18 protein-coding genes are annotated in these 22,172 nt (G+C 67.9%); 9 read left to right on the plus strand and 9 right to left on the minus strand.

Annotation, left to right across the window (positions count from 1 at the left end; translation table 11 throughout):
* Nucleotides 1–65: 65 nt before the first annotated feature.
* A complete protein-coding gene (locus H4W80_RS35295; RefSeq protein ID WP_192789027.1) occupies nucleotides 66–683 on the minus strand; it encodes a GNAT family N-acetyltransferase in 618 nt (205 codons plus the stop codon).
* 155 nt (nucleotides 684–838) lie between these two features.
* Here H4W80_RS35295 and H4W80_RS35300 point away from each other — a divergent pair, with 155 nt between their 5' ends.
* The 3 genes from H4W80_RS35300 (at nucleotide 839) to H4W80_RS35310 (ending at nucleotide 6,427) form a co-directional block, all read left to right on the plus strand.
* The gene (locus tag H4W80_RS35300; RefSeq protein ID WP_192789028.1) at nucleotides 839–2,185 is read left to right on the plus strand and encodes an aminotransferase-like domain-containing protein; all 1,347 of its coding nucleotides are present in this window, start codon (nucleotides 839–841) and stop codon (nucleotides 2,183–2,185) included.
* A gap of 827 nt (nucleotides 2,186–3,012) precedes the next feature.
* Nucleotides 3,013–3,969 carry a D-alanine--D-alanine ligase family protein gene (locus H4W80_RS35305; protein ID WP_185069563.1) on the plus strand — a complete coding sequence of 319 codons (957 nt, stop codon included), beginning with the start codon at nucleotides 3,013–3,015 and terminating at the stop codon, nucleotides 3,967–3,969.
* A gap of 1,411 nt (nucleotides 3,970–5,380) precedes the next feature.
* The gene (locus H4W80_RS35310; protein WP_318787208.1) at nucleotides 5,381–6,427 is read left to right on the plus strand and encodes a threonine aldolase family protein; all 1,047 of its coding nucleotides are present in this window, start codon (nucleotides 5,381–5,383) and stop codon (nucleotides 6,425–6,427) included.
* A gap of 498 nt (nucleotides 6,428–6,925) precedes the next feature.
* On the opposite strand, the gene H4W80_RS35315 is transcribed toward H4W80_RS35310, so the two are convergent.
* The 8 genes from H4W80_RS35315 to rpmH all read right to left on the minus strand — a co-directional run bounded on the left by H4W80_RS35315 (nucleotide 6,926) and on the right by rpmH (nucleotide 13,411).
* The gene (locus H4W80_RS35315; RefSeq protein ID WP_192789029.1) at nucleotides 6,926–7,888 is read right to left on the minus strand and encodes a ParB/RepB/Spo0J family partition protein; all 963 of its coding nucleotides are present in this window, start codon (nucleotides 7,886–7,888) and stop codon (nucleotides 6,926–6,928) included.
* Nucleotides 7,889–9,107: 1,219 nt separating this feature from the next.
* Nucleotides 9,108–10,034, minus strand: a complete 927-nt coding sequence (locus H4W80_RS35320) for a ParA family protein (protein ID WP_225963835.1) — start codon at nucleotides 10,032–10,034, stop codon at nucleotides 9,108–9,110.
* 137 nt (nucleotides 10,035–10,171) lie between these two features.
* Nucleotides 10,172–10,843, minus strand: coding sequence for a 16S rRNA (guanine(527)-N(7))-methyltransferase RsmG (rsmG, locus tag H4W80_RS35325; protein ID WP_192789031.1), 672 nt, complete (start codon nucleotides 10,841–10,843; stop codon nucleotides 10,172–10,174).
* 293 nt (nucleotides 10,844–11,136) lie between these two features.
* Nucleotides 11,137–11,625: a Jag family protein gene (locus H4W80_RS35330; protein ID WP_192789032.1), complete on the minus strand. Its 489-nt coding sequence runs from the start codon at nucleotides 11,623–11,625 to the stop codon at nucleotides 11,137–11,139.
* A gap of 20 nt (nucleotides 11,626–11,645) precedes the next feature.
* Complete coding sequence (gene yidC, locus H4W80_RS35335) at nucleotides 11,646–12,569, minus strand: membrane protein insertase YidC (RefSeq protein WP_192789033.1); 924 nt, start codon at nucleotides 12,567–12,569, stop codon at nucleotides 11,646–11,648.
* Nucleotides 12,570–12,573: 4 nt separating this feature from the next.
* A complete protein-coding gene (yidD, locus tag H4W80_RS35340; protein WP_192789034.1) occupies nucleotides 12,574–12,855 on the minus strand; it encodes a membrane protein insertion efficiency factor YidD in 282 nt (93 codons plus the stop codon).
* Complete coding sequence (rnpA, locus tag H4W80_RS35345) at nucleotides 12,852–13,193, minus strand: ribonuclease P protein component (protein ID WP_221520410.1); 342 nt, start codon at nucleotides 13,191–13,193, stop codon at nucleotides 12,852–12,854. Before rnpA ends, yidD begins: the two co-directional genes overlap by 4 nt.
* Before the next feature lie 80 nt (nucleotides 13,194–13,273).
* Entirely contained in the window at nucleotides 13,274–13,411 is a 138-nt protein-coding gene (gene rpmH / locus H4W80_RS35350; protein ID WP_020547366.1) for a 50S ribosomal protein L34, read from the minus strand.
* A 447-nt stretch (nucleotides 13,412–13,858) separates the two neighbouring features.
* Here rpmH and dnaA point away from each other — a divergent pair, with 447 nt between their 5' ends.
* The 6 genes from dnaA (at nucleotide 13,859) to gyrB (ending at nucleotide 22,159) form a co-directional block, all read left to right on the plus strand.
* Nucleotides 13,859–15,436, plus strand: a complete 1,578-nt coding sequence (gene dnaA, locus H4W80_RS35355) for a chromosomal replication initiator protein DnaA (RefSeq protein WP_192789036.1) — start codon at nucleotides 13,859–13,861, stop codon at nucleotides 15,434–15,436.
* A 523-nt stretch (nucleotides 15,437–15,959) separates the two neighbouring features.
* Entirely contained in the window at nucleotides 15,960–17,099 is a 1,140-nt protein-coding gene (dnaN, locus tag H4W80_RS35360) for a DNA polymerase III subunit beta (protein ID WP_192789037.1), read from the plus strand.
* A gap of 46 nt (nucleotides 17,100–17,145) precedes the next feature.
* Entirely contained in the window at nucleotides 17,146–18,093 is a 948-nt protein-coding gene (gene gnd / locus H4W80_RS35365) for a phosphogluconate dehydrogenase (NAD(+)-dependent, decarboxylating) (protein ID WP_192789038.1), read from the plus strand.
* A 35-nt stretch (nucleotides 18,094–18,128) separates the two neighbouring features.
* Complete coding sequence (gene recF / locus H4W80_RS35370) at nucleotides 18,129–19,373, plus strand: DNA replication/repair protein RecF (RefSeq protein WP_192789039.1); 1,245 nt, start codon at nucleotides 18,129–18,131, stop codon at nucleotides 19,371–19,373.
* The gene (locus H4W80_RS35375; RefSeq protein ID WP_318787209.1) at nucleotides 19,363–19,863 is read left to right on the plus strand and encodes a DciA family protein; all 501 of its coding nucleotides are present in this window, start codon (nucleotides 19,363–19,365) and stop codon (nucleotides 19,861–19,863) included. The genes recF and H4W80_RS35375 overlap by 11 nt, the downstream gene beginning before the upstream one ends.
* Before the next feature lie 352 nt (nucleotides 19,864–20,215).
* Complete coding sequence (gene gyrB / locus H4W80_RS35380; RefSeq protein ID WP_192789040.1) at nucleotides 20,216–22,159, plus strand: DNA topoisomerase (ATP-hydrolyzing) subunit B; 1,944 nt, start codon at nucleotides 20,216–20,218, stop codon at nucleotides 22,157–22,159.
* Nucleotides 22,160–22,172 lie beyond the last annotated feature (13 nt).

A 22,172-nucleotide genomic window follows, 5' to 3' on the forward strand; every position in this document is an offset into this window, starting at 1 on the left:
GTCTTGTACGGCTCGGCGGCTCGTACGGCCCCCGGTGTAGCCGCTTGTACGGCCCTGTGCGGTCGTCAGACGGGACGTAGCGCCCGTTCCGGACTCATGGAGCCCAGGAGCCGCTCCAAAGCCACCTCGACGTCCTCACGCCACGAGACGGCGGTCTTGAGCTCCAGCCGGAGCCGCGGAAAACGCAAATGCGGACGAACCGTCTTAAAACCAACAGAAAGGAAGTATTCCGCCGGAACTACGCAACTAGGCTCTTCCCACTTGAGGTCGCCAAAAGCTTCAATGGCTTTCACGCCGCGCCTGGTCAGGTCTTTGGCGACGCCCTGGATCAGCATCCGCCCCAGTCCGCCACCCGAGAACTCCGGAATGATGTGCGCGGTCATCAGCAGCACGGCGTCGGCGCTGACCGGCGAGGTGGGGAAGGCCACCGACCGGGGGCTGTAGAGCGGTGGGCTGTAGAGCGCGAACCCGGCAGGCACCCCGTCGACGTAGACGATTTTCCCGCAACTGCCCCACTCGAGCAGTGTGCCGGAGATCCAGGCCTCCTTCTCCAGCCCCGGATCCCCCGACCGGACCGCCCGCTCCCCGCTCATGGGGTCAAGCTCCCAGAACACGCATCGCCTGCAGCGATGAGGCAGATCTTCGAGATTGTCCAGGGTTATGTTGACCAGCCGGCGCGACAACTACGGCCCCCTGTCGTTGACCCGGAAAAGCGCGCGAAAACCGCGTCCACAGGTGGCATCGTAGCCCAGTGAAGATACCGCCAGCGGACACCACGACGGTCGAGCCCGTCACGGGCGACATGTCCGGTTAGCGTAATCTGGTATTTCAGTCCGATATGACACCTAGGAGGTGGGCCGTGACAGGAGAGCTGGATCACGGTCAGGCACCCGCGACCCAAGGGTCGCGCATCGACGCTTACGTCGATCGGTACGCCGCGCGAGCTACCGGGATGGTCGCCTCCGAGATCCGAGCTCTTTTCGCCGTCGCGTCGAGGCCCGAGGTGGTCTCGCTCGCGGGCGGCATGCCGTACGTCACGGCTCTTCCCCTCGACATGGTCGGCGAGCTGGTCTCCGACCTCGTCACCAAGCGCGGCCCCGTCGCGCTCCAGTACGGTTCCGGCCAGGGCGACCCGCACCTGCGTGAGCAGATCTGCGACGTCATGCGGCTGGAGGGGATCCACGCCGGGGCGGACGACGTGGTCGTCACCGTCGGTTCGCAACAGGCCCTCGACCTGATCACCCGGATCTTCATCGACCCGGGCGACGTGGTGCTCGCCGAGGGACCCTCGTACGTGGGGGCGCTGGGTACATTCGCCGCCTATCAGGCCAAGGTCGTCCACATCGCCATGGACGATCAGGGCATCGTGCCCGAATCCCTCGCCCAGACCATCTACGCGCTGGAGACGGCCGGGGCGCCCATCAAGTTCCTCTACACGATCCCGACCTTCCACAATCCGGGCGGCGTCACCCTGAACATCGCCCGGCGGCAGCAGGTGCTCGACATCTGCCAGCGGGCCGGGGTGCTGATCATCGAGGACAACCCGTACGGGCTGCTCGGCTTCGACGGGGAGCCCATGCGCGCCCTGCGGGCCGACAACCCCGACGGCGTGGTCTACCTGGGGTCGTTCTCCAAGACGCTCGCCCCCGGCTTCCGCGTCGGCTGGGCACTGGCCCCGCACGCCATCCGCGACAAACTCGTGCTGGCCATGGAGTCGGCCGTGCTGTCGCACTCCTCGTTCACCCAGCTCGCCGTGGGCCAATACCTCGCCACGCAGCCATGGCGGGAACAGATCAAAACGTTCAGGGAGCTCTACCGCGAGCGCCGCGACGCGCTCCTGGACGCGCTCGAAGCCCTGATGCCGCCCGAGGTCACCTGGACCAGACCCGCGGGCGGCTTCTTCGTGTGGGCGACCCTTCCCGAGGGGCTCGACTCGAAGGCCATCCTGCCGCGGGCGGTGGCCGAGCGGGTGGCGTTCGTACCGGGGACCGGGTTCTTCTCGGACGGGAGCGGGGCGCGGCACATGCGGCTCTCGTACTGCTTCCCCGAGCCGGACCGGATCCGGGAGGGCGTGCGGCGGCTGGCCGGCGTGATCGATCAGGAGATGCAGCTGAGGGACACGTTCGGCACCAGCTCGGCCCGCGACCACCAGGGCGTCGACACCCCCGGCCCCGACCTGGCCTGACCACCGTCCTCAAGTGGGGCCGGCACCACCCGCCGGCCCCACCACCCCACCCGATCCCCCTCTCCGGATCGGCCTTCCTTGCCCCACCGAGCCCGCCCTTCGGATCGGCCCTCCCCTACCCCACCGAGCGCGCTCGCCGGACTCGCCCTCTCTTACCCCAGCGAGCCCGCCCTTCGGATCGGCCTTCCCTGCCCCACCCAGCCCGCCCTTCGGATCGGCCTCTCCCCTGCCCCACCGAGCGCGCTCGCCGGACTCACCTTTCCCCGCCTATCCATCCCCCTCGGCCCGCCCGCTCGCCCCCAGGCCCAGACGCCCCCTGCCGCACCCTCCGCACTCTCCGGGCGCAGCTCCCTTCGACCCACGAGCGCCGCGACAGACCCACCGACGCCCTTTGGCGGTTCACCTTCACTCTCCCCGGCCCGGGCCCCGCGTCGCCATCAGCGTCATCTCACGCCCACCCGCGAACCACAACCTCAGCCTGGCCTCCCAGACCCACCCCAGCCTGCCCCTCCCACAGCCCATCCCCGCCTGCCTCCCAGAACCCGCCAGCGACCTGCCCCATAAGCAGCGCCCCAGATGCCGCCGTTTCCCCTGCACTTCCTTCAGGCACCGCCACCACCCCCGTTCCCTAAGCACCTGAAACCGATCGCCAGCCTCGGGCCCTCCTCAGGCCCTCTCCCCTTCCGGCGCCGGAGGAGCAGGCATCAGCCGAGCGTCGCAAAAGACCAGGCATCGGTCAGGCGCGCCAGGCACTGGTGGCGTGCCAGCCCTCGGCAGCTTGGCGGTACGGTTGGACAGCGGCGCGTGCGATCAGCGGAGGAGATGTGATGAGCGATCTGGGCCACGTGCTCGTGCTGGCCGGAGGTCTCTCCTATGAGCGAGAGGTGTCCCTGCGCTCCGGTCGCCGAGTCAGCGAGGTGCTGCGTGCGGCGGGCATCGACGTGGAGGCCCGCGACACCGACGCGTCCCTCGTGCCCTCCATCCTCGCGGACCCGCCGGACGCGGTCTTCGTGACCCTCCATGGCGGCGCGGGCGAGGACGGCGCGATCCGTTCTGTCCTCGAGCTTCTCAACGTCCCGTACGTGGGCGCCGACCCCGACGCGTGCCGAGTGGCCTTCGACAAGCCCACGGCCAAGGCCGTCGTGCGCTCGGTCGGTCTGCAGACGCCGCAGTCCGTCACGCTGCCGAAGGAGACGTTCCACGACCTCGGCGCCACGGTGGTGCTGGGGCGCATCATCGAGCGCCTCGGCCTGCCTCTCTTCGTCAAGCCCGCCCGAGGCGGCTCGGCGCTGGGCGCCTCGATCGTCCGCACGGCGGAGGAACTCCCCGCCGCCATGGTCGGCTGCTTCGCGTATGGCGACACGGCGCTGATCGAGCGGTACGTGGAGGGCGTGGAGGTGGCGGTCTCCGTCGTGGACCTCGGCAACGGCCCGGAGGCTCTGCCGGCAGTGGAGATCGTCCCGGACGAGGGCGTCTACGACTATGCGGCGCGCTACACGGCCGGACACACCGAGTTCTTCGCCCCTGCCCGTCTCTCCGCCCAGGCGGCCGCGGCGTGCGCCGAGACGGCGGTGACCGCCCACACGGCCCTCGGCCTCCGCGACATCTCCCGTACGGACCTGATCGTCGACGCCGACGGCATCCCGCACTTCCTGGAGGTCAACGTGGCCCCAGGAATGACGGAGACCTCGCTGCTCCCGATGGCCGCCGAAGCCGCGGGCCAAGACCTGGGCGACCTCTGCCGCACCCTCCTCCAAAACGCCGCCACCCGCGCCCACACCTGACCTACCACTCCTGCCGCCTCCTCCACAGCCGACTCGTCAACGCGCGCCTGCCCGGACTCCCAGGCGCGCCCTCCCACCCGCGCCTGCACGCCACAGGCCACCCGCTCCCATCCACCACGAGCGCGGTCAACTCGGAAATCCACTCAAGCCTGCGCGGCCAGCGGCACGGCCCTCCCGAAAGCCGACGTCGAAGACCAGCTCAGAAGCAAACGCCCAACAGCAAGCCAACTCGAGCCGACGCGCGCCCAGCAGCACAGCCCTCTCGAATGCCGACGTCGAACACCGGCTCAGAAGCAAACGCCAACAGCAAGCCAACTCGAGCCGACGCGCGCCCAGCAGCACAGCCCTCTCGAATGCCGACGTCGAGAACCGGCTCAGAAGCGAACGCCTAACGGCAAGCCACTTCGAGGCCGAGCAGCCATCAGCGCGACCGCCCCGAAAGCGAACGGCCGTCACCGCCGCCGAGTCGCCAACAAGCGACCCGCTGCCCGGACTCAAGCACTCCGCCAGCACGCCGTCCCACAGCGAACGGTCAGCACCACAGCCGACCCACAGGTGGACGTCCGACAGCACGGCCAACCCGGACACGGGCAACCACCACAGCCGTCCCCAGCGCGAACGGCCGGCACCGTAGCTGACGCAAAAGCAGACGTCCGGCGGCAAGCCAACGCGGACGCGAGCAACCGCCACCACGACCATCTCCGGAAGACGAATGACTAACACCACAGCCGATGCAAGGACGGACTTTCGAGAGCACGACCAGCCAACCCAGAGACGAGCAACCGCCAGCACGTCCGCCCGGAACACGACCACCCCGGAACACGACCACCCTGGAACACGACCCCTGGAACACGACCCCCGGGACACGACCCCCGGGACACGACCCCCGGGACACGACCCCCGGGACACGACCCCCGGAAGACGACCGCCCCAGAAGACGACCGCCCTAGAAGACGAGCGACCAGCACCACGGTCGACTCAGAGGTGAGCACCCGAGAGCACCGTGGGTTCGGTGGGCCGGCCAGGTTCCGACAGGGTTGCCGAATCCCTGAGACAGCACGTGGCTCAGATCGGTTTCCTCCTGACAGAGTCCGCGGCGGCGGCGGCGCTCGCTTGCCGGAGTGGAGCACCACGCACACATGGGCGATGCGACCCACCCTCCCGGCCGCCCGGCGCTTCTCCACCCCATCCCCACCTTTCCACGCTGAGCCACTCATGCGGAGGAAGAGCGCACGCGTACGCGCCAGCGCCTGCTGCATCGAGTTCGGCGCACACCTCTCAACCATCATCACCGCCCCATCCACAGAACACGCGGAAGGGCGACCCCACCGGATCCGCAGCCCACGGGGCTGGGTGGATCGATGGACGCCCGAGCACCGGCCTGCCGAGGGCAGATAAGTAGCCTTACCGTGTGCTGATCGATTCGATGTACCCCAAGAGCTTCGCCAGCGACAACCACGCCGGCGTTCACCCGACCATTCTCGAAGCCATCGCCTCAGCCAACCACGGAGACGCGCCCGCCTACGGCGACGACAGCTGGACCTCCGCCTTCGCGGACAAGGCCAAGGAAGTGTTCGGCGCGAGCGCCGAGGGCTTCGCGGTGCTCAACGGCGCGGGCGCCAACATGGTCGGGCTGGCCCTCATGCTCGGCCGCTACGACGCGATCCTCTGCGCCGACAGCGCCCACATCGCCACACACGAAGCAGGAGCCTCGGAACGCCTGCTCGGCGTCAAGCTGATGACGATCCCCACCGAGGACGGCAAGCTCCGCCCGGAAGACATCAAGTCCCGCCTGGGCGGGATCGGCAACCCCCACGAGTCCCAACCCACGGTGGTCTCCATTTCCCAAGTCACGGAGCTCGGCACCTGCTACTCCCCCGCCGAGATCGCCGCCGTGGCGGAGGCGGCACACGAGTCAGGTCTACGACTCCACATGGACGGCGCCAGACTCGCCAACGCCGCCGCCTTCCTCGACTGCGATCTGAAGGCCATCACGACTGATGCCGGGGTGGACGTCTTCAGCTTCGGCGGCACCAAGAACGGCGCCCTGGCGGCCGAGGCGGTCGTCGTCCTCGACTCCTCACTCGCGCCCGCTGTCCCGTTCCTCCGCCGCCAGTCGCTGCAACTCGCCTCGAAGATGCGCTTCATCTCGGCTCAGCTTTCGGCGCTTCTGACGGATGACCTATGGCGCGAGAACGCCTCTCAAGCCAACAAGATGGCGGCCCGGCTGGCGGACGGACTGACCGACGTGCCCGGCGTTTCCTTGGCGTTCCCGATCCAGTCCAACGCCGTCTTCGCCGTCCTCCCACCCGCCGTCGCGGAGATTCTCGGAGGACGCTACCTGTTCCACCACTGGGACGAGCAAGCCGGCATCGTCCGCTGGATGACCGCCTTCGACACGACGCCGGAGAACGTGGACGACTTCCTCGACGACATCCGCAAGGCCGCCGCCGCGTAGTCGCGAACCACGCTGACCCCTGTTTCACGTGAAACACGCCACCGTCTCAACAGCGCGACCCAGCTCCATGTTTCACGTGAAACGCTCCCCCAAGGGCCCGCTCGATCTCAAGAGTTGTTCCATAAGCCGACCCGCCGACCCGAGCTCCCAGCCACCCAAGCTCCTCGTTTCACGTGAAACATCGGCCCCCTCGAAGCAGGGCATGGCGTCGATTTCACTGAAACAGCAGCCCCGACGAACTAGCCGCGGCCGTTTCACGTGAAACAGCGGATTCAACCGGGCGCCTCAACCTTTCGTCGGTCGGCACCGCCGCAGCAGCCGCGCGAGAGGATGACAGCGACAGGGGCGACGGGCTGGCAGTGACGGTTTCACGTGAAACAGCGAATCCGGACCGGGCGTGTAGTCATTCGCCCGGTGTCACCGCTCCGGCGTCCGCGCGCACGGATAGCAGTGGCTGGGAGCGATGAACCGGCGGTGACGGTTTCACGTGAAACAGCGTCAGTCCTCGGACTCTCGCATCGCGCGGACAGCTTCCGGTGCCATGGTGCCGATGATTCGCTCAAGGTCGTCAATCGTGGCGAACTCAACGACAATGCGTCCCTTGCGACGCCCCAGATCCACCTTCACCTTGGTCTCGAAGTGGTCCGAGAGGCGGTCGGCGAGGTGAGTCAGACCCGGAGCGGTGGGCTTGGGCGCCTGGCGCTCGCGAGCCGGCTTCTTGGCGGCCTTGGCGCTGCCCATCGCGACGATCTCCTCAACCGCCCTGACCGAGAGGAGCTCCGCCACGATTCGCTTGGTCAGTTCAATCTGCTCCTCAGCACTGCCGAGGCCGAGGAGGGCTCGAGCGTGGCCGGCGCTGATGGTCTGAGCGGCCACCTTCTGCTGAACCTCGGGCGGGAGGTTCAGGAGGCGAAGGGTGTTGGTGATGTGGGAGCGGGAGCGGCCGACCTTCTGCGCCAACTGATCGTGCGTCGCCCGGAAGTCGTCGAGGAGTTGCTGATAGGCGGCGGCCTCTTCAAGAGCGTTCAGTTGCTCGCGCTGAAGGTTCTCGATGAGGGCGTCGCGGAGGAGGTCATCGTCCTGGGTGTTGCGCACGATCGCCGGGACCGGATCCAAGCCGACCTGCTGGCACGCCCGCCAGCGCCGCTCCCCCATGATCAGTTCGTACTGACCACCACCGACCGATCGGACCACGATCGGCTGCAGGAGACCGACCTCCCGGATGGAATCTGCCAACTCCTCGAGACGTTCTCCGTCGAAGATCTCACGCGGCTGGCGCGGGTTGGGGACGATCGCCTCCAGCGCGACCTCCTTGAAGTACGCGCCAGCGATCGGCCTCGGGCCGGTCTCCCCCGTTGAACCGTTCGACGGGGCCGGCGCCGTTCCCGTTCCGTCACCGATGGGACCGGTCGGGATGAGCGCCCCGAGCCCCTTGCCCAATCCCCGCCGCTGCTGACTCACTGCGTCTCCTCATCCACCCGGCCGATTCCGGTCACTCCAGGAGAGGTTACCGTCGTGCGCGCGACGGGGTGCCCCCTCGCCACACACCACCCGGTTCTATTTACACCGACACGATCACAAACCAACCCAACGACGAACTTGAGCCCATCTCGCGCTCGAGATGATCGTCGCCACCACACGATCCGACACCACGACCAAGGGCCAGATGCCACGACCAAGGGCCGGACGCCACGTCTGAACACCGCTCCCCCGCAGTGCCCACCCGCCGTCCTCCCTGCCACCCGCCTACCTTCTCACTGCCTCTCTCGCTGCCTCACGCTGCCTCACGCCTCTGCGACTGCACCATCTCGCCGCCTCCACTGCTCCCCCGCCTCGCCGCCTCGCTGCGCCTTTGCGTCGCCGATCCGCCGCTTTGCCTTCCCACCGCCGCGCCGCCTCACCGTCCCGCCGCCTCCACTGCTCCCCCGCCTCGCCGCCTCGCTGCGCCTTTGCGTCGCCGATCCGCCGCTTTGCCTTCCCACCGCCGCGCCGCCTCACCGTCCCGCCGCCTCCACTGCTCCCCCGCCTCGCCGCCTCGCTGCACCTTTGCGTCGCCGATCCGCCGCTTTGCCTTCCCACCGCCTCACCGCTTCGCCATCCCACCGCCGCGCCGCCTTCACCGCCGCGCCGCCTCACCGTCCCACCGCCTCACCGTCCCGCCGTCCCATCTCCCTCGCCGCCTCGGCCAGGGCAGCATTGGCCCTGGGCAGATCAGCCAGCGTGCCAGTCTCCACAGCTTCGCCGCATCGCCATAGTCCGGGACGCCGAGGTGGCCGGGAACGGCGGATCATGGGTGCCTTCGCGCACCAGGCGATGCGCTCAGACGCCACGTTTGACGACAGCCGTGCTGGCGGCGCCTTCGTCCACCGCACGCTGCCCTTGGACACCACGCTTGGGTTGAGTTGCGGGCAGGTGGGTGGATGTGAGGGATGCGTGCGGATGGCGGCGTCTTGGGCGCTGTGGCGGGACGGTGGGCGCTGCGGCGCAAAGGATGGCTGCACGACGGGGACGTGGGCGCTGCGGCGAAAGGTGGGCGCCGCAGTGGGAGCGTTGGCTGGACGGCGGAGGCGTGGGGCGCTGTGGTGTGGAGGTGGGCGTCGAGAGAGCTGTGTGGGCGGCCGGTGGATGAAGGTTTGGCGGGCGGGGGGTGGGTTTGTGGTTTTGGGGTGGGAGGGGTGGGTTAGGCGACGGGGGCGCGGTGGGCGATCTCGCGGGCCGCGTCCATGTAGGCCATCGCTCCGCTGGAGCCCGGGTCGTACGTCATCACCGACTGCCCGTAGCTGGGCGCCTCCGACAGGCGGACGCTGCGCGGGATGACCGTGTTGAGCACCGTGTCGCCGAAGTGCGACCGGACCTCGTCCGCCACCTGGGAGGCCAGTCGGGTCCGCCCGTCGTACATCGTCAGGACGATGGTCGAGAGCTTCAGCGTCGGGTTGAGGTGTGCGCGGATCAGGTCGACGTTCCTGAGGAGCTGTCCGAGGCCCTCCAGGGCGTAGTACTCGCACTGGATCGGGATCATGACCTCGTCGGCCGCCACCAACGCGTTCACCGTCAGCAGGCCCAGCGACGGCGGGCAGTCGATCACGATGTAGTCCAGGTCGATCGCGTCGTACGCCGCCAGTGCGCGCCGGAGGCGGGCCTCCCGGGCCACCAGCGAGACCAGCTCGATCTCCGCGCCGGCCAGGTCGATGGTGGCGGGGGCGCAGTAGAGGTTCGGCATGTCGGGGACCTGCTTGACGATGTCCGCCATCGGGAGGTCGTCGACGAGGACCTGGTAGACGTCAGGCACGTCGCCGCGGTGCTCGGTGGCCAAGGCGGTGGAGGCGTTGCCCTGAGGGTCGAGGTCCACCACGAGGACACGCTGGCCATGCATGGAGAGGGCGGCGGCGATGTTCACCGAGGTGGTGGTCTTGCCCACGCCGCCCTTCTGGTTGGCCACCGCGATCACCCTGGTCTTGGATGGGCGCGGCCACGTGCCATCCCCGCCGTCGGGAGTCTGGGCGGCCGTCGGGGTTGCGGATGTTTCACGTGAAACCACTGAGCTGAGCGCCTCTCGTACCAACGGCGAATCACCGGGATTCAGGGGGGTCTGGGTCACGATGTCCATCCTTTCAACCAGTGGTGTGCCGGTGCCGGGAATTGACTGTCGCGACACGCCCATTTCGGGCCAGCCAACCCCGCTTGGACTCTCAGACGGACGGCTGTCCGGCCAGCCAAGACCGCTTGACGCGACTGGCACGACCGTCACCTCCTTCGTCGACGCCTGGCTCGCTCCGGCGCGCGACCCGCTACCACCCGAACCAATGTTGCAGGCGGCTCGACCTTACCGTGCCCGACGGTCACAAGCTCGGCCGTTCGTGCCCCGATGGCCCGCAATTGGGACTCCGCCTCGGCGAGCTCCTCGGCGGCGCGCTCCCCCTTCATGGCGATCAGCTCGCCACCCTCGCGGAGCAGCGGCATGGCCCATTTCAGCAGCCGGTCGAGTGGCGCCACCGCGCGAGCGCTGGCCACGTCGAACTCACGCTTGCCCGCCAGCTCCTCCGCCCGGCCGCGCAGCACCTCGACGTTGTCGAGCTTGAGCGCCTCGACGCACTCCTCCAGGAAGACGGTACGGCGGAGCAGCGGCTCCAGGAGCGTGACCCTGATGTCCTGCCGGACGATCGCCAGCACGAGCCCGGGCAGCCCGGCGCCGGAGCCGATGTCCACCAGGTGCGCGTCCGCAGGCACGGCCTCGGCCACGACCGCGCAGTTGAGCAGATGGCGATCCCAGATCCTGGGCACCTCACGCGGACCCAGCAGTCCACGGACCACGCCGGGCCCCGCCAGCAGCTGGGCGAACGCGTTCGCGCGCTCCCAAGCCTCCCCGGCGAAGACGTCCCGCGCTATGTCCGGCGGCGCCGGAAGCTCATCGCTCACTGGTCGGTGGCCCTTTCTGGGGCTGGTGGCCCTTGTTCGGTGGGAAGCCGGGTGGTCTCTACCCAAGGCTAAAGGTGAGATCACAGTGGAAGACTAGCGGGCCGGTCTGAAGGCGACCTTTCAGCACGCCGCCGTCGGTGTGACCCGGTCCGGATGGGGAGCGTTAACAAGGGGCATGCGCGCATATATGCGCGCTACGACATACGTACAGGGATAAAAGAGCATAAATGCGAAACGGCCGTCCACCACGCGTACGTGCGGGCAGACGGCCGGATCGGATGGCTTGACACCCCTCAGGCGGGCAGGACCACCACGTAGCGGTGTGGCTCCTCGCCCTCGGACTCGCTGCGGAGCCCGGCGGCCGCCACCGCGTCGTGCACGATCTTGCGCTCGAAGGGCGTCATCGCGTGCAACGACCGGGGCTCGCCACCGTCCTTGACCTCGTTGGCGACCTCGGTGCCGAGCTTGGTCAGCTCGGCCCTGCGCCGCTCGCGGTAGCCCCCGACGTCGAGCATCAGGCGCGAGCGCTCGCCGGTCTGCCGGTGCACCGCGAGGCGGGTCAGCTCCTGGAGCGCCTCCAGGACCTCTCCCCCGGGCCCGACGAGCTCGTTGCCCTTGAGCCCCACGACGGAGACCATGGCGCGGTCGCCCTCGACGTCCATGTCGATGTCGCCGTCGATGTCGGCGATGTCGAGAAGGCCCTCGACGTAGTCGGCAGCGATCTCGCCTTCCTGCTCCAGCGCGTTGAGATCAGGAGCCTTCTCCTGCTCGGCCTCGGTCATGGCCGGCCTCTCCTTCGTGTTCAAGACTTCTTGCTGCCGGTGCGCTTGCTGCGGGACTGGCGGCTTGGCTGCTGCCTGACGATCTTAGGCTCCGGCGGGGGCGGAGGCGCCTGCTCTTCGGGCGTGGTCTTGCGAAGCTTGGCGAACAGGCCGGGCTTGGCCTCGATGGGGACCGCGTTGCCCTTGGCGTCGAACTGCGGCATCGGGTGCCGGCTGTAGAACCAGTGCTGCTGGCCCAGCGTCCACAGGTTGGTGGTGACCCAGTAGAGGATCAGGCCCAGGGGGAAGTTCAGGCTGAAGAAGGCGAACAGCGGCGAGATGTACATCAGGATCTTCTGCTGCTGCGCCATGGGGTTGTCCGGCATCTGGGCCATCGAGCGGGTGACGCTCTGCCGGACGGTGAGGAAGGTGGTGAGCGAGCTGATCGCGACGAAGCAACCGATGATGATCTTCTCGTGGATCTGGGCGGCCTCGAAGAACGTGGCAGGAAGCGGGGCGCCCAGGATGAGGGCGTGCTTGGCGCTGTCGACCAGCTCCTGCGTCATGCCGAACTTCGGCTGGTCCGCCGCGATCGCCCGCAGCACGGTGAACATCGAGATGAAGATCGGGAACTGGGCCACGACGGGGAGACAGCCGCCGAGGGGGTTGGCGCCCGCACCTTGGTACAGCGCCATGACCTCCTGGTTCATGCGCTGCTTGTCGTTCTTGTAGCGCTTGCGGAGCTCCTGGACCTTCGGCGCCAGCTCCTGCATCTTTCGCGACGAGCGCATCTGCTTGAGGAACAGCGGGAAGATCAGGATCCGCATGCAGATGGTCAGCGTGATGATGGTGAGCGCCCAGGTCAAGCCGCTGTTCGGGTCGAGCACCGTGCTGTATGCCTGGTGGATCCAGGTAATGACTTGGGCGACGGCTGTGTACAGCCAGTTGAGCCAGGACAGCTCCACCGAGCTATCTCCCTTGCGTTTCGTGGGACCGGACCGGGCGTGGGGGCACCGGGTCTATACCTCCGGGATGGAATGGGTGGCACCGCCCGATGCGCCGGACAGTCAGCCATATGCCGCGCAACGCTCCGTGCGTGGCGATCGCCTCGAGCCCATACGCACTGCACGACGGGTAGAAACGGCAGCGTGGACCGAGCATCGGGCTGATGAACGCCCGGTAGAACCGGATCGGGATGATCAGCGCCCGAGCGGCGAGGCTCGGCGCCACCCCTGGCGGCTGCTCCGTCATTTTTGTCCACCCGTCGAGGACTCGCGCCGCCTGAGCAAACGTTCCAGTGCGGAATCGAGCTCGGCGGCCAGCAGCTCGAATCGCGCGGACGCGGCCGGTGGATTGGCGCGTACCACCAGCAGGCTACCTCGCGGCAGCCGGTCGAGACGGTCCCGCATCAGGTGTCGGAGCCGTCGCTTGACCTTGTTCCGGGTCACGGCGCCGCCTACGGCCTTGCTCACCACGAAACCCACTCGAGGGGACTCTTCCCCCGAAGTGGCGAAATGCACCACAAGGGTCGGGCGACCTGCGCGCTTCCCGCGCCTGACCGCCGCCTCGAACTCTTCCCCGCGCCGCATGCGGGATTGATGGGACAGCACCGTATACGCCTATCGCCCGCCGGCAAGACGCACCGGCGGGCCATATACGCGCGGAACGATCAGGCCGACAGCTTCTCGCGGCCCTTGCGGCGGCGAGAAGCGAGGATGGCGCGACCGGCCCGGGTCCGCATCCGCAGCCGGAAGCCGTGGGTCTTCGCGCGGCGACGGTTGTTCGGCTGGAAAGTACGCTTGCTCACGGGTGGGCTCCAGGCTTGATGGTACGCCGCAAGGGCGCTGTACACACATGGATGGCCTGCCAGGGAAGCGAGGGCACGCGAAATAGCCGTCGCGTGACAAGCCGACCGTCGTACGTTACGGGGGAAGTGGCCCTCAGGTCAAACTGGACGGGTTATCCACCTTTCCACAGGCGACTTTTCCACCGCCGAGCCTGCGTCCACAGTATGTGCACCCAGGTGCCACTAGGCTGTGGACAATGCCTTGAACACAGCTGTGCACATAGATACTGTCGGGCCTTCCCGAAGCCGCTCAAGGGCTGTGCACAACCTGTGGATCTCCTGTGGAGGACCTGGGCACGAAGCCCGGCCGCCAGGTTGTGGACGAAGGGGCCGCCGATCACCGCGGGCGGCCGCGCATGTGGATAAACGATCGCGGGGGGCCGCGAGAGGAAGGAGGGGAACCGCACCATGAACGGTGTCGACCTCGGCACGGTATGGGGTAGGGCCCTGAGCAACTTCCTCAACGAGAACGTGCCGATCCAGCAGCGTACGTGGCTCTCGATGGTGCGCCCGATCGCGCTGGCGAACGACACGATCGTGCTCGGCGTGCCCAACGACTTCCTCAAGGACCTCATCGAGGGCAAACTGCGCCCGCTCGTGGCGCACGCGCTGTCACAGGAGCTCGGCCGGACCATGCGGCTGGCCGTGATGATCGACACCACGGCGCCGGAGCCGCCGTCGGTCGACCCCCATCAACAGCCTGTGACTCAGAGTTATCCCCAGAATGTGGAGAGCCACCCGCTCTATCCACAGCCCGCGCCACCGCAGCACCAGCAGGCTTCGGAGCCTCCGCAGTTCTATTCTCCACAGCCTGAGCCGCCCCAGATATCCACCGAATATCCACAGCCGGGCTTCTCTTTTGAACAGGCGCAGCCGTACACACCGCCTGTGGAAAAAGAGCCTGAGCCGGCACCGAACCGGTGGGAAGCGAAGAGCAACAAGCCCAGCGAACCGGCCAGACTTAATCAGAAGTACACATTCGAGACATTTGTCATCGGGGCCAGCAACCGGTTCGCCCACGCGGCGGCCGTGGCAGTGGCCGAATCCCCCGCGAAGGCGTACAACCCGCTCTTCATCTACGGAGACTCGGGGCTGGGGAAGACGCACCTGCTGCACGCGATCGGGCACTACGCACAGAGCCTGTACGACGGCGCGCGGGTCAGATACGTGAGCTCCGAGGAGTTCACCAACGACTTCATCAACAGCATCCGCGACCACAAGGCCGACGGCTTCCGCGGCCGCTACCGGGCGATCGACATCCTGCTCGTGGACGACATCCAGTTCCTGGAGGGCAAGGAGCAGACCCAGGAGGAGTTCTTCCACACCTTCAACACCCTCCACAACGCCAACAAGCAGATCGTCATCTCCAGCGACCGCGCGCCGAAGCAGCTGACCACGCTGGAGGACCGGCTGCGCAACCGGTTCGAGTGGGGCCTGATCACCGACGTCCAGCCGCCGGAGCTGGAGACCCGGATCGCGATCCTCAGGAAGAAGGCCATCCAGGAGGGCCTGGCCGCGCCGCCCGAGGTGCTGGAGTACATCGCCAGCCGCATCTCCACCAACATCCGCGAGCTCGAGGGCGCCCTGATCAGGGTCACCGCGTTCGCCAGCCTCAACAGGCAGGGTGTGGACCTGCAGCTCGCCGAGGTGGTGCTCAAGGACCTGATCACCTCGGAGTCCGACACCGAGATCACCATCGCGGCGATCATGACCGAGACCGCCAACTACTTCGGCATCAGCATCGACGACCTGTGCGGCACCTCACGCAGCCGGGCGCTCGTCAACGCCCGGCAGATCGCCATGTATCTGGCCCGCGAGCTGACCGAGCTGTCGCTGCCCAAAATCGGCCAGCAGTTCGGCCGCGACCACACGACGGTCATGCACGCCGAGCGGAAGATCCGCTCGCTCATCGCCGAGCGCCGGTCGATGTACAACCAGGTCAACGAGCTGACTTTGCGTATCAAGCGGACATCCCGCGGGGCCTGAACATCATGCACAGCCTGTGGAAAACACTGTGGATCTGCGGAAACGCCGAAACGCACCGGCTCTTCGCCACACAATGCCCGGAAAAATCCCCCACAGGGCCTGGGGACAAGGTTGGGGACACCCTGGGGAGAACCTGGGGACTACTCGTGGATAACGTGTGGACGGCCTGTGAACAGGCGATCTGGGACTCCAGCAGCGTCCCTTTTACCCCGTGGACAACTTGTGGAAACCTCGTGGATAACCGGTGGATGAAGGCCCCAAGATCTGGGGACAGCCTGTGTGCACAGAACCTTCATCCCCAGGCGCGCGAGTTCTCCCCAGGCGTCACCCACACCCTCAGTGGATGAAAACAGGGCCGCTGAACAGCCAGAACGCCGGTTGTCCACAGTTTCCACAGCCCCTAGTGTGATGACCTCTTATCTCTCTAACTAAGAAACTCAAGACCCATAGAGGGGTTCTCCCGGAGCTCAGGTGCGGGAGAGTGAACACTTGAATCAACGACGAACCCAGGAGGCCGATCACCGTGATGTTCCGAATCGAGCGAGACGTTCTCGCTGAGGCGGTGGCATGGACGGCACGCAGCCTCCCGGCGCGCCCGTCGGTGCCCGTACTCGCCGGCATGCGTCTGGAGGTCACCGAGCAGCAGCAGCTGAAGCTGTCCGGATTCGACTACGAGGTCTCCGCCGAGGTGACGCTCGAACTCCAGACCGGTGAGGCCGGCGTCGTGCTGGTCTCGGGCAAGCTGCTCGCCGAGATCACCCGCGCACTTCCCGCACAGCCTGTGGACTTCGTGGTGGACGGCGCCAAGGCGGTCGTCACCTGCGGCAGCGCTCGATTCACACTGCTGACCATGCCTGTGGAGGACTACCCGTCCCTCCCTGCCATGCCGCCGGCCGCCGGCCGGGTGGGCAGCGACGTGTTCGCCTCCGCCGTCGGCCAGGTCGCCGTCGCCGCAGGCCGGGACGACACCCTGCCGATGCTCACCGGCGTGCGGATGGAGATCGAGGGCGACACCGTGACCCTCGCCGCGACCGACCGCTACCGCCTCGCCGTACGCGAGCTGAAGTGGCAGCCGGGCCAGCCCGACTTCACCGCCATCGCCATGATCCCCGGCAAGACCCTCGCCGACACGGCCAAGGCGCTCGGCACGACCGGCGCCGAGGTGGAGATCGCGCTCAGCTCCGCCGGCGGCACCGGCGAAGGCATGATCGGCTTCTCCAGCGCCGGCCGGCGGACCACCACGCGGCTGCTCGACCCCGAGTTCCCCAAGTACCGGTCGCTGCTGCCCACGGAGTTCTCCGCCCGCGCGGACCTGTCCACAGGGCCGTTCGTGGAGGCGGTCAAGCGCGTCGCCCTGGTCGCCGAGCGCAACACCCCGGTGCGGCTGGCGTTCAAGAGCGGCGAGGTCGTGCTCGAGGCCGGCAGCGGCGACGAGGCGCAGGCCGTCGAGGCCCTGCCTGTGGATTACGAGGGCGAGGACATGAACATCGCCTTCAACCACCAGTTCCTGCTCGAAGGACTGGGCGCGATCGACTCGGATGTTGCGCGACTTCAGATGACCACGTCGACGAAGCCCGCTATCCTCACCGGTGGCAAGCCTGTGGATGACGGAGCCGCTACGGACTACCGTTACCTGATCATGCCCATCCGCCTGTCAGGCTGATCCTGTCATCGGGGATGATGGAAGTCTGACAAGGGGGTAGGACAACATGCAGATCGGCATGGTCGGACTGGGCAAAATGGGCGGCAACATGGCCGAGCGCCTGCGCCGCGGAGGCCACGACGTCGTCGGTTACGACCGCGATCCCGCGATCAGCGACGTGGGCAGCCTCAAGGAGCTGGTCGAACGCCTGCAGAAGCCGCGGGCGGTCTGGGTCATGGTCCCCGCAGGCAAGCCCACCCAGTCGACGATCGACGATCTCGGCGAGCTGCTCGACCCCGGCGACATCGTCGTCGACGGCGGAAACTCCCACTATGTGGACGACCAGAAGCACGCCGCCGAGCTGGCCGAGAAGAGCATCGGGTTCGTCGACTGCGGCGTGAGCGGCGGCGTCTGGGGCCTCAAGAACGGCTACGCGCTCATGTGCGGCGGCGACCAGGCCAACGTCGACCGGCTCATGCCGATCTTCGAGACGCTCAAGCCCGAGGGCGAGGACGGCTTCGTGCACGCGGGCGAGGTCGGCGCCGGGCACTTCGCGAAGATGGTCCACAACGGCATCGAATACGGCATGATGCAGGCCTTCGCGGAGGGCTGGGAGCTGCTCGAAGCCTCCGACGTCGTCAAGGACGTCAAGGGCTCGTTCAAGAGCTGGCGCACCGGCACCGTGATCCGCTCCTGGCTGCTCGACCTCATGGTGCGGGCGCTGGACGACGACGAGCACCTCGAGCAGCTGCGAGGTTATGCACAGGACTCCGGGGAGGGCCGGTGGACGGTGCAGGCGGCTGTGGACCACGCGGTGCCGCTGCCGGTCATCACCGCCTCGCTGTACGCCAGGTTCGCCTCGCGGCAGGACGACTCGCCCGCGATGAAGGTGGTCGCGGCGCTGCGCAACCAGTTCGGCGGCCACGCGACCACCTCCGCGGAGGGCGGCACCGAAAAGGGGGCCGACTCCCCCGGCGCCGACGTGGTCCCGCCGCGCGAGACCGAGCGTCGGTGACCCCAGGCATCCCCGAGGCGCACTAACCTCGTGGGGTGCATGTCGCCCACCTCTCGCTGACCGACTTCAGGTCGTACGCGTCCGTGGAGCTCGGCCTGGAGCCGGGCGTCACGGCGTTCGTGGGGCCCAACGGCCAGGGCAAGACCAACCTGGTCGAGGCCCTCGGCTACGTCGCGACGCACTCCAGCCACCGGGTGTCCAGCGACGCGCCGCTGGTGCGCAGGGGCGCGACGCGGGCGATCGTGCGCTGCGCCGTCCACAGGGAGGACCGCCGGGCGCTGGTCGAGCTGGAGCTCAACCCGGGGCGGGCCAACCGCGCCAGGCTCAACCGCTCCCCCGTGTCCAGGGCCCGCGACGTCGTCGGGCTGCTGCGTACGGTGCTGTTCGCCCCCGAGGACCTGTCGCTGTCCAAGGGCGACCCGGCCGAGCGGCGCCGGTTCCTCGACGACCTGCTGGTGGCCAGGACGCCCAGGTTCGCCGGCGTACGGGCCGACTACGACCGGGTGCTCAAGCAGCGCGGCGCGCTCCTGCGTACGGCCGCGCAGGCCCGCAGGGGCAGCAGGGGTGCCAGACGGGCCGAGAGCGACACCGCGTTCGCCGCGGCCGGCGCGGGCGACGTGCTGAGCACTCTGGAGGTGTGGGACGCCCACCTCGCCAGGCACGGCGCGGAGCTGCTGCGGGCACGGCTGGAGCTCGTCGAGGCGCTGCGCCCGCTGGTGGCCGGGGCCTACTCCGGGCTCGCTCCCGGGAGTGCCCCCGCGACGCTGGCCTACCGCAGCACGTTGTCCACAGGTGGGGATACGGATGAGGGTGTCCAGGAAGACGAAGCCGCCGGTGAGCGGGGATCTTTCGATACACAGACGTTATCCACAGACTTGGGGAAAACCCTTGAAGAACGGCTGCGGGAACGGCTATTGGAGGTCCGTCCGGCGGAGCTCGAGCGCGGCGTCACACTCGTCGGCCCCCACCGCGACGACCTGATCCTCGGCCTGGGCGACCTGCCCGCCCGGGGCTACGCCAGCCATGGCGAGTCCTGGTCGTTCGCGCTGGCGCTGCGGCTGGCGGCGTACGACCTGCTGCGGGCCGACGGCGGCGATCCCGTGCTGATCCTCGACGACGTGTTCGCCGAGCTCGACAGCCAGCGCAGGCGGCGGCTGGCCGAGATCGTCGCGCCGGCCGAGCAGGTGCTCATCACCGCCGCCGTACCGGACGACGTGCCCGCGGAGCTGGTGGGAGGCCGGTTCGACGTCGCAGAAGGGAACGTGACGCGTGTCCGCTGACGACAACCCCGCGGCCAGGGGCGCCGCGATGGCCAGGGAGAAGCTCGCCCAGGCCAAGGCCGACGCGGCCAAGCGCGGCCAGCTCCCCCGGCGCGAGCCCAGGCGCAAGGCGGCCGGGCCGCGCAGGGAGGGCGGCGATCCACAGCTTTTCGGACGTGCCATCGCCGACCTCCTGGCCGACCGCGGCTGGGAGCGCTCGGCGGCGGTCGGTGGGGTGTTCGGGCGCTGGATCGACATCGTGGGTCCTGACCTGGCCGCTCACACCAAGCCAGAGTCGTTCGAGGACGGCGAGGTGCTGATCGTGGCCGACTCGACGGCCTGGGCGACGCAGGTGCGGCTGCTCGCGCGCACCCTCGTACGCCGGCTGAACGAGGAGCTCGGCGACGGCACCGTCACAAAGGTCAAGGTCAGAGGCCCGCAGAACGGGCCGCGGCCGTCCGGAGGGTTGCGGGTGACCGGAAGCCGGGGCCCGGGCGACACGTACGGATAGCCTCGATCAGCGGTTTTCCGCAGCAGGCGGTTTTGCTGCTCCGGTTGGGCCCATGGGGCGATCAGAAAGCCACAGACGCGATAAGCCCCCTTTCCGAAGGGGGGATGCTTACCAGGGGGCAAAACGAGCTAGGAGCCATCACAGGCGCGTTCCTTGCCACCTTCGGCCTCCGGACCCGGTAGAATGAAGACGGATTCCGGACACGTCCGCTTGCGTGTCACCCCGGCGGTAAGCCGACTCCCTTGGGTGACCGCGCATCGGGGCACTCACGACGGTGACGGGCACGGTAGGGGCAGCTTTCGCAGGTCGATGGCCTCCCCCGCCGCGTGTCCGCGGCAGGAGGATTTCGCAGTTGTCCTACGACGCTAGCTCTATCACCGTACTCGAGGGGCTTGAGGCGGTTCGCAAGCGCCCGGGTATGTATATCGGCTCCACCGGTGAGCGCGGCCTGCACCACCTCGTCTACGAGATCGTGGACAACGCGGTGGACGAGGCCCTCGCCGGCTACTGCTCCCGGATCGACGTCACGCTCTTGGCCGACAACGGCGTACGCGTGGTCGACAACGGCCGTGGCATCCCCACTGGCATCATGCCGAAGGAAAACCGTTCGGCGGTCGAGGTCGTGCTGACCACGCTCCACGCGGGCGGCAAGTTCGACAGCCAGTCCTACGCGGTCTCCGGCGGCCTGCACGGCGTCGGCTCTGCCGTCGTCAACGCGCTGTCCACCGCCATGGACGTCGAGATCAAGCAGAACGGCCACTTCTGGCGCCAGCGCTACGAGATGTCCAAGCCCCTCGCGCCGCTGGCCAAGGGCGAGGGCACCGACGAGACCGGCACCACGATCACGTTCTGGCCCGACCCCGACATCTTCGAGACCACCGCCTGGAACTACGAGACGTTCTCGCGCCGCTTCCAGGAGACGGCCTTCCTCAACAAGGGCCTGACGATCACGCTCACCGACGAGCGCCCCGACCACGTCAACGGCGAGGTCCACACCGTCACCTACTGCTACGAGGGCGGTCTGACCGACTTCGTCCAGCACCTCAACGCCAAGAAGGAGGCGGCGCACGCGTCGATCATCTCCTTCGAGGAGGAGGGCGACGGCATCGCGGTCGAGATCGCCATGCAGTGGAACAACTCCTACTCCGAGTCGGTCTACACCTTCGCCAACATGATCAACACCGCGGAGGGCGGCACCCACGAGGAGGGCTTCCGCGCGGCGCTGACGACGATCGTCAACCGCTACGCCCGGGAGCAGAAGTTCCTCAAGGAGGGCAAGGACGACAACCTCTCCGGTGAGGACGTCCGCGAGGGCCTGACCGCGATCATCTCGGTCAAGCTGTCCGAGCCGCAGTTCGAGGGCCAGACCAAGGCCAAGCTGGGCAACACCGAGGCCAAGTCGTTCGTGCAGAAGGCCTGCAACGACCACCTGCGCGACTGGTTCGAGCGCAACCCCGGCGAGGCCAAGGACATCATCAACAAGTCGCTGCAGGCCTCGCGCGCCCGCCTCGCCGCCCGCCAGGCCCGCGACCTGACCAGGCGCAAGTCGCTGCTCGAGTCGGGCAGCGGCCTGCCGGGCAAGCTGGCCGACTGCCAGTGGAACGACCCGGAGAAGTGCGAGCTGTTCATCGTCGAGGGTGACTCGGCCGGCGGCTCGGCCAAGGGCGGCCGCGACTCGCGCTTCCAGGCGATCCTGCCCATCCGCGGCAAGATCCTCAACGTCGAGAAGGCGCGGATCGACAAGGTCCTGAAGAACAACGAGGTCCAGGCGCTGATCACCGCCCTGGGCACCGGGGTGCACGACGAGTTCGACATCGCCAAGCTGCGCTACCACAAGGTCATCCTCATGGCCGACGCCGACGTCGACGGCCAGCACATCAACACGCTGCTGCTGACGCTGCTGTTCCGGTTCATGAGGCCGCTGATCGAGGCCGGCCACGTCTACCTGTCGTGCCCGCCGCTCTACAAGATCAAGTGGGACCGCAAGGGCGAGGACGCGTCCTACGCGTACTCCGACTCCGAGCGCGACGCGGTCATCGCCGAAGGGATCGCCAACGGCAAGGCCGACCCGCGGCCGCGGGACAACGTACAGCGCTTCAAGGGTCTCGGCGAGATGAACGCGAGCCAGCTCTGGGAGACCACGATGAACCCGGAGACCCGGCTGCTGCGCCTGGTCACGCTCGACGACGCGGCGCAGGCCGACGACCTGTTCAGCGTGCTCATGGGCGAGGACGTGGAAGCCCGGCGCGACTTCATCATCCGCAACGCGCGCGACGTCCGCTTCCTCGACGTTTAGTGAGAAAAGGGAT

Origin of the sequence: Nonomuraea angiospora, from assembly GCF_014873145.1 — a bacterium.
Taxonomy (GTDB): Bacteria; Actinomycetota; Actinomycetes; order Streptosporangiales; family Streptosporangiaceae; genus Nonomuraea; species Nonomuraea angiospora.